The organism is Pseudomonas thivervalensis (assembly GCF_001269655.1).
GTDB classification, from domain to species: domain Bacteria; phylum Pseudomonadota; class Gammaproteobacteria; order Pseudomonadales; family Pseudomonadaceae; genus Aquipseudomonas; species Aquipseudomonas thivervalensis.
In genome coordinates this window covers 551,594-564,958 of sequence record NZ_LHVE01000007.1, presented here as the reverse complement: position 1 = coordinate 564,958, position 13,365 = coordinate 551,594, and the positions used below count along the sequence as shown (strand labels likewise).

16 protein-coding genes are annotated in these 13,365 nt (G+C 59.0%); 9 read left to right on the top strand and 7 right to left on the bottom strand.

Annotated features, from left to right (window positions below; translation table 11 throughout):
- Positions 1-6 precede the first annotated feature (6 nt).
- Entirely contained in the window at positions 7-294 is a 288-nt protein-coding gene (locus AD659_RS10245) for a metal-sensing transcriptional repressor (RefSeq protein ID WP_053120774.1), read from the bottom strand.
- A gap of 246 nt (positions 295-540) precedes the next feature.
- The gene (locus tag AD659_RS10240; RefSeq protein ID WP_013692639.1) at positions 541-816 is read right to left on the bottom strand and encodes a hypothetical protein; all 276 of its coding nucleotides are present in this window, start codon (positions 814-816) and stop codon (positions 541-543) included.
- 644 nt (positions 817-1,460) lie between these two features.
- Here AD659_RS10240 and AD659_RS29755 point away from each other — a divergent pair.
- From AD659_RS29755 to tal, 5 genes are all read left to right on the top strand, one after another.
- Entirely contained in the window at positions 1,461-1,631 is a 171-nt protein-coding gene (locus AD659_RS29755; RefSeq protein ID WP_003199786.1) for a YhfG family protein, read from the top strand.
- A complete protein-coding gene (locus AD659_RS10235; RefSeq protein ID WP_053120772.1) occupies positions 1,631-2,230 on the top strand; it encodes a putative adenosine monophosphate-protein transferase Fic in 600 nt (199 codons plus the stop codon). Before AD659_RS29755 ends, AD659_RS10235 begins: the two co-directional genes overlap by 1 nt.
- Positions 2,231-2,323: 93 nt before the next feature.
- Positions 2,324-3,046 (top strand): metallophosphoesterase, encoded by a 723-nt coding sequence (locus tag AD659_RS10230; protein ID WP_053120770.1) that lies wholly within the window; start codon positions 2,324-2,326, stop codon positions 3,044-3,046.
- A gap of 196 nt (positions 3,047-3,242) precedes the next feature.
- Complete coding sequence (dusA, locus tag AD659_RS10225) at positions 3,243-4,229, top strand: tRNA dihydrouridine(20/20a) synthase DusA (protein WP_082343537.1); 987 nt, start codon at positions 3,243-3,245, stop codon at positions 4,227-4,229.
- A 178-nt stretch (positions 4,230-4,407) separates the two neighbouring features.
- Positions 4,408-5,334, top strand: a complete 927-nt coding sequence (tal, locus tag AD659_RS10220; protein WP_053120766.1) for a transaldolase — start codon at positions 4,408-4,410, stop codon at positions 5,332-5,334.
- A 231-nt stretch (positions 5,335-5,565) separates the two neighbouring features.
- Here tal and rssC read toward each other — a convergent pair whose 3' ends face one another.
- The 3 genes from rssC to AD659_RS10205 all read right to left on the bottom strand — a co-directional run bounded on the left by rssC (position 5,566) and on the right by AD659_RS10205 (position 8,264).
- A complete protein-coding gene (gene rssC / locus AD659_RS10215; RefSeq protein WP_025212773.1) occupies positions 5,566-6,048 on the bottom strand; it encodes an anti-sigma factor antagonist RssC in 483 nt (160 codons plus the stop codon).
- Positions 6,048-7,229 carry a two-component system response regulator RssB gene (gene rssB / locus AD659_RS10210; protein WP_053120765.1) on the bottom strand — a complete coding sequence of 394 codons (1,182 nt, stop codon included), beginning with the start codon at positions 7,227-7,229 and terminating at the stop codon, positions 6,048-6,050. The genes rssC and rssB overlap by 1 nt, the downstream gene beginning before the upstream one ends.
- Positions 7,230-7,574: 345 nt before the next feature.
- Positions 7,575-8,264, bottom strand: coding sequence for an MlaA family lipoprotein (locus tag AD659_RS10205; protein WP_053120763.1), 690 nt, complete (start codon positions 8,262-8,264; stop codon positions 7,575-7,577).
- 201 nt (positions 8,265-8,465) lie between these two features.
- Here AD659_RS10205 and pcrP point away from each other — a divergent pair, with 201 nt between their 5' ends.
- Positions 8,466-9,086 carry an HAD superfamily inactivated hydrolase PcrP gene (pcrP, locus tag AD659_RS10200; RefSeq protein ID WP_053120761.1) on the top strand — a complete coding sequence of 207 codons (621 nt, stop codon included), beginning with the start codon at positions 8,466-8,468 and terminating at the stop codon, positions 9,084-9,086.
- Positions 9,087-9,195: 109 nt separating this feature from the next.
- On the top strand, positions 9,196-9,459 hold the full coding sequence (locus tag AD659_RS10195) for a DUF4404 family protein (protein ID WP_053120759.1): 264 nt from the start codon (positions 9,196-9,198) through the stop codon (positions 9,457-9,459).
- 173 nt (positions 9,460-9,632) lie between these two features.
- Here AD659_RS10195 and queF read toward each other — a convergent pair whose 3' ends face one another.
- Together queF and copI are read right to left on the bottom strand one after the other, a co-directional pair.
- Positions 9,633-10,463, bottom strand: a complete 831-nt coding sequence (gene queF / locus AD659_RS10190; protein ID WP_053120757.1) for an NADPH-dependent 7-cyano-7-deazaguanine reductase QueF — start codon at positions 10,461-10,463, stop codon at positions 9,633-9,635.
- Between the two features lie 61 nt (positions 10,464-10,524).
- Positions 10,525-11,046: a copper-resistant cuproprotein CopI gene (copI, locus tag AD659_RS10185; RefSeq protein WP_053120755.1), complete on the bottom strand. Its 522-nt coding sequence runs from the start codon at positions 11,044-11,046 to the stop codon at positions 10,525-10,527.
- 152 nt (positions 11,047-11,198) lie between these two features.
- On the opposite strand from copI, the gene AD659_RS10180 reads away from it, so the two are divergent.
- Complete coding sequence (locus AD659_RS10180; RefSeq protein ID WP_053120753.1) at positions 11,199-11,879, top strand: heavy metal response regulator transcription factor; 681 nt, start codon at positions 11,199-11,201, stop codon at positions 11,877-11,879.
- Entirely contained in the window at positions 11,876-13,228 is a 1,353-nt protein-coding gene (locus AD659_RS10175) for a heavy metal sensor histidine kinase (RefSeq protein ID WP_053120750.1), read from the top strand. The genes AD659_RS10180 and AD659_RS10175 overlap by 4 nt, the downstream gene beginning before the upstream one ends.
- The last annotated feature ends 137 nt before the right edge of the window (positions 13,229-13,365 follow it).

Genomic DNA, 13,365 nt, shown 5'->3' with positions numbered 1-13,365 from the left:
TCGGGCCTAGAGGTACTTGGTGATTTGTTTGAAAGCTTCCAGCGGCGCGCGCTCGCCTTTATTCAACGACGAAACGGTGTCCTCCAGGCAGTGATCGATGTGATCCTGGATCAACGTCCGCTTGGCCTGGCACACCGCTTTTTCCACCGCGTGCAACTGCTGGGCGATATCCACGCACTCACGCCCCTCTTCGATCATCGTGATGATGCTGCGCAAATGACCGTCCGCCCGCTTGAGACGCTTGACGATCGCCGCATGGCTTTGGTGGGGATGTTCGTGGTCGTGCTCAGTCATGGTTTGAGCCCTGGATTTCGATGAATTTACGCCACCATCCTATCCCCCCAGGGAGGATACAAGCAAACCCATCGAAACGCCGACCAACCTGTGGGAGCGAGCTTGCTCGCGATAACGGCATCACATCCAACATCCCCAACAACTGACCCACCGCTTTCGCGAGCAAGCCCGCTCCTACAGGGTTGCCGACTGCAAAGGGTGATGAGCAAGACAGTGCAGGCGACCTCGTGAGGTCGCCCACTTCCCTTACGACGCCAACACCTGCGCCTGCAATCGCCGCCCAATCACATCCAGCAAATCACACCCATCGCGCAGTGGGATCGCTAGCACTTGGGCAAAATCATGGAGTATCACGGCATCCGTACTGATGTCGGAACGCATGGCGAGGTTTTCCAGCAACTGGGTTACAGCGGCGATGCGGTAAGCGGCGGTATCGTGCAGCACGTCCAACGGCGCTTCTGTGTCGATCAGGAGCGCGTGGAAGTTGTTTTCGATACCGGTGATGGGCATGTAACGGGACATGAGGGGGTTACTCCTGCAGGGATGGGAGGTCAGTGGCGGATTGGGACGCCGCTGGCAAAGGGAGCGAATTCGGGATCGAAATTCGGATATTTGGCAGGAAAGATTCTTGGATGACGCTAGACGAAAGCCACCTTGGATTGGTTGTGGTTTTCGGAGGGTTAGGGGTGAGCTTTTTCATTGGCTGATTCCTTAGTGAGAAAAAATCTGCCGACATCACTTCCACATGATGGGTGGCAGCTGTACGCGGGTGTGGAAGGTCCGAGCACTAAGGATCTCGGCGCGTCCGAAGACGCCCCGCGTACAGCCGCCATAATTTAACAGCAGACATAAGAAAAGCGCCTGCTTTAAATTTTGCGACGCTACGCGTCTTAGTGAAGAGGGCTTCCACACCCTGCCGCTGAATTTGCAGCGACGGGGAAAACTTAGCGCACGGGGTGATGCGGTGGATAGTCAGCGGGGAGCGACGCGTCTTGAGGGAAATTTCCGATGGGGGTGTCCGGCGATGGATTGGGCAGCGCAGCTACGAGCACAAAGAAAAATCTCGAAACGAATAAGTGCTCACGCCTTTCGCCCGAGCCGCAACATAGGCCACGTCTGCGGGATGGGCTATAATCCGCCCACCAGCGCGATTTGAGGTCCAGCCCATGGGCAATGTCAGCCTTGAGACCAAAAAGGCCTATGCCGCCAGGACGCGTAGATCCAACTACGCGGCCAGCCTCCGTCTGGAAGGTTTCAAAACGACCTTCGCCGACGGCGAACGCAAAATGCCAACGCGTGAAGAGGTCTTGAAGGCCTTTACCCAGACCAGAACCTGATGGCTGACAAATATGGAGTCGGTGAAGACGCTTATTGCTATCCCGGCTCCACTGTCCTTCGCAACAAACTCGATATTCGAGACGAACCGACCCTGAGCGAAGCCGAACAACAGCTCTCGGCCATCGCAGCGGACAACGTCGAGTTCAGCCCTCCTCCCCACAGCCTGACCTACCTTCAAAACATTCATCGAATTCTTTTTTCTGACCTGTTCGAATGGGCCGGAGAGCTGCGCACCGTCGGCATGTCCAAACAAGCCACCCGCTTTTGCCAACCTGAGTACATGGAGAAGGAAGCCAATAAGATCTTCGCCAACATGGCCGCAGCAAACTGGTTCGAGGGCATGGCGCGGGCTGAGCTGATAGTCGTTGTGGCAGAGGCCTATTCCGACATCAACGTCGTACACCCATTCCGCGAAGGCAATGGCCGTGCGCAGCGGATTCTGTTTGAACACCTCATCATGAATGTCGGGTTTGAAATCAGTTGGTGGGGGATTGAGAAGGACGAGTGGATCTTTGCCAACATTGCGGCTTATAACGGGGTCATGGAGCCTATGGAGCAGGTTTTTGAGAAGTGTATCGGGCAGGCGATTCAAGCTTGATCGTACAAACGTTATTCCTTCGCTCACCGCCTTACGGTTTATTTCACCAAGTGATAAAGTCACCGCCAATCAACATCTGCTGAAGCACTGAACATGTACAGGACGAAATCATTCCCACCCAACAAAAAAGGTCGCGACTTTGTGGTGGGCGACATTCACGGGCATTTCAAACTTCTAACAGCAGCCTTAAACAAGCTGGATTTCAATACCGAGCTGGATCGTATTTTTTCCGTGGGAGACCTCATCGACCGAGGCCCCGACTCCATAGATGTATTGAACTGGCTTGAGAAGCCTTGGTTCCACGCCGTACGCGGCAATCACGAACAGATGCTTATTGACTGCATCTCCGGCTATGGAGACATACCCCGACATATCCGAAACGGTGGCGCCTGGCTCTACGAGTTACAACCCGACATTCAGCAAGAACTATCAAAAGCCCTGCAAGCACTTCCATTGATCATTGAAATCAATTTACCAAGCGATCAAACAATTGGAATAGTTCATGCTGAAATTCCTGTCATCCGAAGTGACGATGGATGGCAGGAAGCCAAAGACGCTATCACTGGAAGTTCTGGGGAGCCACATCAGCGACAAGCCTTGAAAACAGCGCTGTATGCAAGAGAGAAAATCGAGCAACAAGACCTCACTTCCATTAAAGGGATAGATCGGCTCTATGTTGGGCACTCAACAGTACCCAGTGTTATACGCCTGGGCAACGTCGTTTATATCGACACCGGCTGCTCATTTTCCGACGGCGCATTGAGCTTGGTAGACATCCAAACCGAAACCATAATCAGCATAAGCATGGGGCAGTGAGAATGGGGCAGTCTCATTTGCTTTGATCCTCGGTGTGAGATCAACGTGATGCCACTCCATATCCCACATTTACCCGCAGGACGGCGGCGTCTGTGAGGCTTTTTCAGATCTACACAGTAGGGAAACATTGCTCTCCCAACACGTTCTGCCCTTCCCTGATAAACTGTCCCATCCGCCTCGCTGATTCAGATTCCCAATGCCCCTACAAACTGCCCCGCTCTCCCGCCGCTTCTCCGTCGCGCCGATGATGGATTGGACCGACGCCCACTGTCGCTTCTTCCTACGCATCCTCTCCAAACACGCCCTGCTCTACACCGAAATGGTCACCACCGGCGCCCTACTCAACGGCGACCACGAACGTTTCCTACGCCACCACGAGTCCGAACACCCGCTAGCCCTGCAACTAGGCGGCAGCGTCCCAGCCGACCTGGCCGCCTGCGCCCGTATGGCCCAGGAACACGGTTACGACGAAGTAAACCTGAACGTCGGCTGCCCCAGCGACCGGGTGCAGAACAACATGATCGGCGCCTGCCTGATGGGTCATCCAGACTTGGTGGCCGATTGTGTGAAGGCGATGCGTGATGCGGTGTCGATTCCGGTGACGGTCAAGCATCGCATAGGGATCAATGGGCGGGACAGTTACGAACAACTGTGTGAGTTTGTCGGGACGGTGCGTGAGGCCGATTGCACGAGTTTTACCGTGCATGCGCGGATTGCGATTCTGGAGGGGTTGTCGCCGAAGGAAAATCGCGACATCCCGCCGCTGCGTTATGACGTAGCCGCGCGGTTGAAGGCGGATTTTCCGGAGTTGGAGATTGTGCTCAACGGTGGGATCAAGACGCTGGAGGCCTGCCACGAGCATCTGCAGACGTTCGACGGTGTGATGCTGGGGCGCGAGGCCTATCACAACCCGTATCTGCTGGCCGAAGTCGATCAACAGCTGTTCGGCAGTACCGCGCCAGTCATCACCCGGGCCGAGGCGCTGGCGCAGTTGCGGCCGTATATCGCCGATCACCTGGCCGCTGGCGGGGCGATGCATCACATCACTCGTCACGTATTGGGCCTGGGTACAGGGTTCCCGGGGGCGCGGCGGTTTCGGCAGTTGTTGTCGGTGGACATTCACAAGACCAAGGATCCGTTGGCCTTGCTCGATCAGGCGGGGCAGTTGCTGGAGGGGCGTTAACCGTCACTTGCTTTGAACCTGCGGGCGGTTTTGGCATCGTATCTACCGATACCGCCCCGGCCTTTCAAACAGCCGTTTTCAGGTTGTTGCCGCTGGGGCCCGTCGATACCTCTTCACGCCCTTGAGTGGCTGCCGGCCCTCGGGTAATGTCAACAGACCCATAGGACAGAGCACGCTCATGACTTCCAAGCTGGAACAACTCAAACAGTTCACTACCGTTGTGGCCGATACTGGCGACTTCGAGGCCATCGCCCGCGTCAAACCCGTGGACGCGACCACCAACCCTTCCCTGCTGCTCAAGGCGTCGGCCATTCATGGCTATGCCGAGCAACTGAACGCCTGCGTGGCGGACTGCAAGGGCGATGTGGGCTTGGCCAGCGACCGTTTTGCCGTGGCGGTTGGGCAAGAGATTCTGAAAGTGATTCCGGGGCGTATTTCCACTGAAGTGGATGCGCGCCTGTCGTTCGACACCGAAGCCATGTTGAAGCGTGCGCATCGTCTGATCGATCTGTACGAAAAGGCCGGTATTGGCCGGGATCGCGTTCTGATCAAGATTGCCTCCACCTGGGAAGGCATTCGCGCGGCCGAGCAACTGGAGCGTGAAGGCATCCAGTGCAACCTGACGCTGCTGTTCTCCTTCGCCCAGGCCGCGGCCTGTGCCGATGCCGGGGTGTTCCTGATTTCGCCGTTCGTGGGCCGTATTTACGACTGGTACAAGAAAGCCAATGGCAACGACTACACCGGCGCGGATGATCCAGGCGTGCAGTCAGTAACGCGCATCTACAATTACTACAAGGCCAATGACTACAAGACCGTGGTCATGGGTGCAAGCTTCCGCAACCTCAACCAGATCGAGCAACTGGCTGGCTGCGACCGCTTGACCGTCAGCCCGGACCTGCTGGAAAAACTCGCCACCGACGAAGGCAAGCTGGAGCGCAAGCTGGCGCCAGGGCAAGCCGGCGAGGCGCGCTTGATCCTCAACGAAGCGCAGTTCCGCTGGTTGTCCAACGAGGACGCCATGGCGACCGAGAAACTGGCCGAAGGTATTCGTCAGTTTGCCCGGGACCAGGAGAAGCTGGAGGCGTTGCTGCAAGCCAAGCTTTGAGCTGATTCAGCAGGCATGCAAAAAGGGCGAACCTGATTGGGTTCGCCCTTTTTTATGCGGCTTGGCTTAAGGGGTGTGGTGGATCGATAGACGCCATCGCGAGCAAGCTCGCTCCCACAGGGGGTGTCGGTTGGGCTCGGTTATGAGAACGACGCAGAACCTGTGGGAGCGAGCTTGCTCCGGGCGGCGTTCCGACGATGAGGCCAGTGCAGCCGACACAAAGCCCAAGGCTCAAGGCCGCTCCAGCGCATTCACCAGGTCATGGAACGCTTCACGATTGGAATCGTTGAGCCCCATGAGAATCTTGTGGGCCTCGAGCACCTTGATCCGCACTTCCTCTTCGGACTGGTCCTGGTCAGGCAGGTCGTCCAGGCATTCCGGGCACGGCACAGGGTCGCCGACGATGTTGAACACCTGGTCGAAGCCCATCGACTGCAGCAGACGGGTGATGTCGTTGTGGGTGGTGACGACGGTCGGCAGCAGGCCGACCTTTTGCCGCGACAGGATCGACAGTTTGGCCAACAGGCCCAACGTAGTGCTGTCGATGCTGCGGGTTTCGGTCAGGTCGATCACGATGGCGCTGAAGTTCAGCGCGGTGAAGATCCGCTCAATAGTCGCATCCAGCGCCGAACACAGGGTCAGGCGCACTTCACCGACAAACTTCAGGACGAAGGTGCCGTCCTGCTCGGCGAACTGGATTCTACCGGTACTCATCAAAGGTTCCTGCTCAACACTAACAGGGCGATATCATCCGGCATCTCCCCGAGCGTGGCTAATCCAAACACTTGACGCAAGCCTTCCAGGCTGCCGCCCGCTGCACTCACCCGTTCAGGCAAGGCCGCTTCTTTCTCTTTGAGTGTAGGTTCGGTCAAAAGGTCCAAAATGCCATCAGACATCAGCGTCAAGCTGAAGGTCGGCGGCAATTCCAGCACGTGGTCTTCGTAGGTGGCCTCGTTGAACAGGCCCACCGGCAAACCACGCCCTTCCAGGTAACGAACACTGTCTGGCGTATACAACACAGGCAACGGCAGGTGACCGCCGATGCTATAGGTCAACAAACCCGTCTCCTCGTCGATGACTCCACCGACCATTGTGACGTGTTTGCCCAGCTTACAACTGATCAGGCCTCGGTTGATATGCCCAAGGACTTCCGATGGCTTGAACTCTGGCAACGTGCCGTTGCGCTTGGATTCGAACAACAGCCGCGTGGTCATGAACTTCAACAGCACCGTCACGAAGGCCGAGGACGCACCATGGCCGGAAACGTCCGCCAGGTAAAACGCCACTCGCCGCTCGTCAACGCGGAAATAGTCCACGAAATCGCCCGACAGGTACAACGACGGGATGATCTGGTGGGCAAAACGGAAATCATCGACGGTCCAGGGGCTGACCGGCAGCATGTTCATCTGCACCTGACGCCCGGCGTTCTGGTCTTCCTGCAACAGGTTCAGGCTGGCTTCCAGCTCGCGGTTGGCGGTTTCCAGCTTCTCGCGGTAACGCTGGTTTTCCACCAACAGGCGCGAACGGTCCAACGCCCGGCGCACCGAGTGCTCGAGCACCGCGAGGTCTTCAAGGGGCTTGATCAGGTAATCCGCCGCGCCCAGACGCAACGCCTCGACCGCGTCGTTCATCACGCCCGCGCCCGACACCACGATCACCGGGGTCTGCGAGGATATCTCGGTGACCTGGCGAATGAGTTCGAGTCCGCCCATCTGCGGCATGCGCAGGTCGCAGATGACCAGGTCGGGCTTGTCTTGCTCGAATACCTGAAGACCCTGTTGGCCATTGCTGGCCTGCAGGACGCTGAAACCACTGTCTTCCAAGTAGGCTGCGAGACTGGCTCGCACCACTTCGTCATCATCGATTATCAGCAGCGTGGCACTGGTTTTTGGCATGTGGGCAAACGGCGCCAGAATTAGGTTGGCGTAGCGGGCTGGGCGGTCTGGCCTGGCACGCACTACTGGATTCGCTTTCTAGCCTCTCTGTCGTACAGCTTTCAGGCCTTTGCCCTACACGCCACTACATCAGAGGTGCCCTTCTAAGGCGCAGACGGTACTCCCATCCGCGGGGCGTTTCAAGCTCATGCAGATAGCCGCTTGCCGTCTTTATTTGTCAAAGCACAGAGAGTTATAAGAACCGAGCGAAGCGTAACTCAATGGAAGGATCAAACCCGCTCAAACACGACGCTAAAGCACAGAAGGCGGCCTTTTGGGCCGCCTTCGTGGTTTTACCGATCGAAATCAAAAGTCATCTTCGACCTGGCCATCCTTGACCTTGAATTCGCGGTTCTGCAGGTAGGCATTGCGGATGAAAACGTATTTGTCGCCGCTCACCATCTTCTCGGCCGACAGCAGGCTGGCGCGGGTGTCGACGATGTTCAGGCCCCAGATAGAGTTACGCACCGAAACGTTATCGATATAGCGATACGGGGCGGCGTAGTTATCCACCAGTTTGGCCGGCGCGTCACGCAAGGTGCTTGGGCCCATCAGCGGCAACATCACATACGGACCACTGCCCACGCCCCAATAGCCGAGGGTCTGGCCGAAATCTTCATCGCTGCGCTGCAGGCCCATCTGGGTGCCCACGTCAAAGAAGCCCAGCAGGCCGAAGGTGGTGTTGAAGATCAACCGGGCGGTATCGACCCCGGCGGCAGCCGGCTTGGCCTGCAGCACGTTGTTGGCCAGGTTGCCGACATCGCCGATGTTACGGAACATGTTGTGGATGCCGTCTTCGAGGAATTGCGGCGTCACGTATTGATAACCCTGGGCCAGTGGCTTGAGCGCATAGGTATCAAGGGTGTCGTTGAAGGTGAAGATCGGACGATTGATGCTTTCCCATGGATCGTCTTCCGTAGCGGCCTGGGCGGCGAACGGAACCAGCAGGACGCAGGCGGAAAGACACAGCTGAGCTAGACGATGGCTCCAGCGCATAAGGGAAAACTCCTTGGATTATTCAGGCAAGGGCGCCGAGCCCAGGCGGTAAGGCCGCTAGTATAAGACGGAACGCGTGGATAGGCAGCACCGAAAAACACGCAGGGCGTAGGACTTTTCCATGACTGGCGCCTTTCACTCCACTGTCACCGGACTGTCATCCGCGCGCTTTAGGCTGCTGGTTATTTCAAGGACGTTCCCATGCCCCGCGCCGAAGCCCTGCCCCTTCCAGCCCCCAGCCTGACCGCCGTACTGTTTGGCCTCAGCGGATGCCTGGTGGATTTCGGCGCACGCGTACGTCAGCCAGGAGCGGCACCGGATGAGCATGCACAGCCGACGCCTGGCGCCCTTGAGAGCTTGCACCATTTGCAGCGCCAGGAAATTCCCTGCGCCTGGCTCGATGAATTGCCGCCTGCCGTCAGCCATGCCCTGGCGGCTTCGTTGCCAACGTGGATCAAACCGCCGCAACTTCCCGCAACAAATAATCCGTGGCCGGCACCGCATGCCTGCTGGCAAGCCTTGATGGCGCTGAACGTCCAGCAACTGGACGGTTGCGTGCTGGTCAGTGGCGAACCGAAGCTCTTGCAGTCGGGGCTCAATGCCGGTTTGTGGACCATCGGCCTGGCGTCCTGCGGCTCGCTGTGCGGCCTGACACCGGGGGAATGGCAGGCGCTGAGCCAACAGGAACGGGAAACCAGGCGTGCCAAGGCCACCGTGCAATTGTTCAGCCTCGGCGTGCATTCGGTGATCGATCACCTGGGTGAGCTCGACACCTGCCTGGCCGATATCTGCCTGCGCAGATTAAAAGGCGAGAAGCCCTGACCGGGATCATGCAGGGCGCGTGAGTGTGGATTACTCTTAAGGCAGGCCATGGACTTTTGACCCGGCGTCGCGGTCCATGGCAGTGCCTATCAATAAAGGGAGTACGCCAATGCCTGCCCGCGAATTGCAAGAACAGCTCAACAAACTGCGCGAGCAATTGGAACAGAATCCACCGCTTTCCGAAGTCGAGCGCGATGACCTGCACGCACTGATGCAACAGATCGAACTTGAGCTTGAGTTGGAAACCAAAACACCGGACACCAACCTCGCCGACAATGTAAACCTGGCCGTCGAGCGCTTCGAGCTGGAGCACCCAACCCTTGCCGGGACCTTGCGCAACATCGTGCAAACCTTGGGCAACATGGGGATCTGAACCCTTCGAATGTAAAAAAGCCCTGCTATCGCTAGCAGGGCTTTTTAATTTAGGTAACTTGAAATGCAGTTCATTGTGGGAGCGAGCCTGCTCGCGATTGCGCACTGTCAGCCAACACCAATGTTGAATGTGCCGCCCTCATCGCGAGCAGACTCGCTCCCACATTTAGAGCTTTATTGACGGACCAGCCGATGGTTCGGCAGTTGAACGTCTTCGGTACTGCGATACGGGTTGATGTCCAGTCCACCACGACGCACATATCGCGCGTACACCGTCAATTTCTCCGGCTTGAGCAACCGCTGCAGGTCGAGAAAGATCCGCTCCACGCATTGCTCATGGAAATCCGAATGCTGGCGGAAGCTGACGATGTAGGCCAGCAGGCTGGCCGGGTCCAAGGCCGCGCCGCGATATTCCACCGCTACGCTGCCCCAGTCCGGCTGGCTGGTTACCGGGCAGTTGGACTTGAGCAGGTGGCTGTGCAGGCTTTGCTCGACGATGCGCGAAGCATCGCAACGCAGCAGTTCCGGCCGCGGGTGCGCGTAGGAATCGACGCTGATGGCCAAATCGTCGATGCAGGTGCCGGGCAGCGCCACGACGCCTTCACGCTCCACGTCCTTGAGGCTGCGAATCCGCACCCCCACCGATTTTCCAGCCGCCGCCGACAGGTCCTGGCGCAGTGTGGCTTCCAGGCTTGCGGTATCGGCGAACGGGGTCTGGTTCAAGGAGTTGAGGTAGAGCTTGAAGGATTTGGACTCGATGATGTTCGGCGAATCCGCCGGGATCGCGAACTCGCCGATGGCCACCACCGGCTTGCCGGACGGCAACAGCCACGACAGCTCGAAACAGTTCCAGAAGTCCACGCCCTTGTATGGCAGGGTCTCTGCCGTCAGGCCCAGTTCCGCCCATTTCGCGGTGCGCGGGATCGGGAACAGCAGTGACGGCGTGTACGTGGCGATGTATTCGCTGGATTTGCCCAGCGGCGAATGTTCGGCTGCGGGATGCATGGCGGAAACCTGACTGAAGAATCAGCGGATTCTATCAGCCTTTGCCGCCGCCTTTGAGTGCTTACTGACTGACTGTCAGGTCCCCCTTCATCCCGGCCTGGTAATGACCGGGAATATTGCAGGCAAACTCCAGGCGCGTGGCCTTGCTGAAGGTCCACGTCAGTTCGCCGGTCTTGCCCGGCTCCACCAACACACTGTTGGGGTCATCGTGGCGCATGCTCGCCTGGTCGTGGCCCATGGCGGCATGGTCCATTCCCGCCTTCATCGCGGTCGGCATCAGCTGGCCGCTCTGCTGCATCTTGAGCATTTCCTTTTGATGATCGGCATGCATGGCCGCGTTGCCCAGGTTGAATTCGTGGAGCAACTGGCCTTTATTGACCAGCACGAACCGAACCGTCTCGCCGGCCTTGATATCCAGGGCACCGGGATCGAACGTCATGTCGCCCATCAGCACCTCGATGCTGCGACTGGCCTTGGCCGCCGGCGCGGGCTGGCCAAAATCGAAATGACCCGGCGACGCCCACGACGGCGCACTGAGGGCCAGTGCGCAAGCGACCAGGATCAAGCGTTTTCCCATCAACATGTCCATACTCCAATCAGATTCAGCGTGTGGGAAACTCTATCGTTGCAGGCCTGCCAGTCGGCTTACAGCTCGATTACAACTTTGTCAGGTTGCGCCACGGACCCACCTGCCACGGTATAACGCCCTCGTCCCAACCCTGCATTGAGCCGCCCATGAAACTGCTGATCGTCGAAGACCAAACCAAAACCGGCCAATACCTGCGCCAGGGCCTCGGCGAGGCCGGGTTCACCGCCGACCTGGTGGCCGATGGCATCACCGGCCAGCAATTGGCCTTGAGCGGCGAATACGCCTTGCTGATCCTCGACGTGATGTTGCCCGGTCGCGATGGCTGGCAGATTCTCCAAGCCGTCCGCGGGGCCGGGCTGGATACCCCGGTGCTGTTCCTCACCGCGAGGGACGCGGTACAGGATCGGGTCCATGGCCTGGAGCTGGGCGCCGATGATTACCTGGTCAAGCCCTTTGCTTTTTCCGAGTTGCTGGCACGGGTGCGCAGCCTGTTGCGTCGAGGCAGTTCGACGCAACAGGAAACCAGCCTGCAACTGGCCGACTTGCGCCTGGACCTGATCCGCCGTCGCGTCGAACGTAGCGGCCGGCGCATCGACCTCACCGCCAAGGAATTCGCCCTGTTGGAAATGCTTCTGCGCCGCCAGGGCGAAGTACTGCCCAAGTCACTGATCGCCTCTCAGGTCTGGGACATGAATTTCGACAGCGACACCAACGTCATCGAAGTCGCCATCCGACGCCTGCGCATCAAGATCGACGATGAGTTCCCCAATAAGCTCATCCACACCGTGCGCGGCATGGGTTATGTGCTTGAAGAGCGCAGCCTGTGAGGGGCCGGTGGTCGCTGAGCAGCCGCCTGGCGCTGCTGTTCGCCGCCTGCGCCGCGGTGGTGTCGCTGTTCGCCGGGGTCTTGTTCAGCCGTGGCAGCGAGGCGCATTTCATCGAGCTGGACCAGCAACTGCTCGAAGGCAAGCTGATCGGCCTGCGCCGGGCCCTGCAAGACCTCGACGCGGAGCAGACCCAGCGTCGCCTGGAGGATGAACTGAGCCGTCAGGCCGACCTGGCGTTGCGCATCAAGGGCAGTGACGGCGTGCGCTGGTACGACAGCTCGATCCGGATTCCGGCGCAATTGCCGGAGCGTCCCGGCCTGTCGACCCTCAGCGATGCCGACAACGATTACCGGGTGTTGAATGCGCCGCTGTATCCCGACCGAGCCGATTCACCGCAACTGACACTGTTGCTGGACATCACTCATCACCAGCATTTCCTGCAACGCATGCAGCGGTTGATCTGGCTGACCGTCGGCCTCTCGGCGCTGGCCACCGCACTGCTCGGTGCCTGGGCCGCCCGGCGTTCCTTGCGACCGTTGCGACGCATGGGCGCCATCGCCGGCAACGTCTCGGCCCGCTCCCTCAACGCCCGACTGCCCGAAGAGCAAATGCCCGCCGAACTGGCGGAATTGGCCCACAGCATCAACGCCATGCTCGGACGCCTCGACGATGCGTTTCAGCGGCTCTCCGCGTTCTCCGCCGACATCGCCCATGAATTGCGCACGCCGCTGTCGAACCTGCTGACCCACACCCAGGTCACCCTCACCCGCGAACGCTCCCTGGAGGATTACCGCGAGGCCTTGCACAGCAACCTCGAAGAACTGCAATGGATGGCGCAACTGGTCAACGACATGTTGTACCTGGCCAAGGCCGACCATGGCCTGCTGGCGCTCCATCGCGAACCGCTGCAATTGGCCGAGGAAGTCGACGTGTTGCTGGACTTCTTCGCGCCGCTGGCCGAAGACGCCAATGTACGCCTGAGCCGCGAGGGCGAAGGCCGCATCGAGGGTGACCGCAACATGCTGCGCCGGGCCCTTTCCAACCTGCTGGACAACGCCCTGCGCTTCACCCCCGCTGACGGCGAAGTGCGGGTGCGAATGGTCGATGGGGCTCAAGGGGTGAGTGTCTGCGTGGAGAACAGTGGCGAGGGGATTGCAGCGGACTTGTTGCCGCGCCTGTTTGACCGCTTCTACCGCGCCGACCCGGCCCGCCAGGAAGGCAGCAGTGAACATGCGGGGCTTGGACTGGCCATCACCCGCTCGATCATCCGCGCCCATGGCGGGCAGATCCGCTGCGAATCGGCCGATGGCTGGACGCGGTTTCTGATCGAGCTACCGAAGGGTGAGTGAGTTCTGACACAACCCTTGTGGCGAGGGAGCTTGCTCCCGCTGGGCTGCGCAGCAGCCCCAAAAAGCTGCGCGCTCATGCGACATGACGTGCAAACTTTCAGGTTTTTTGGGAGCGCTTCGCGCTCCAGCGGGAGCAA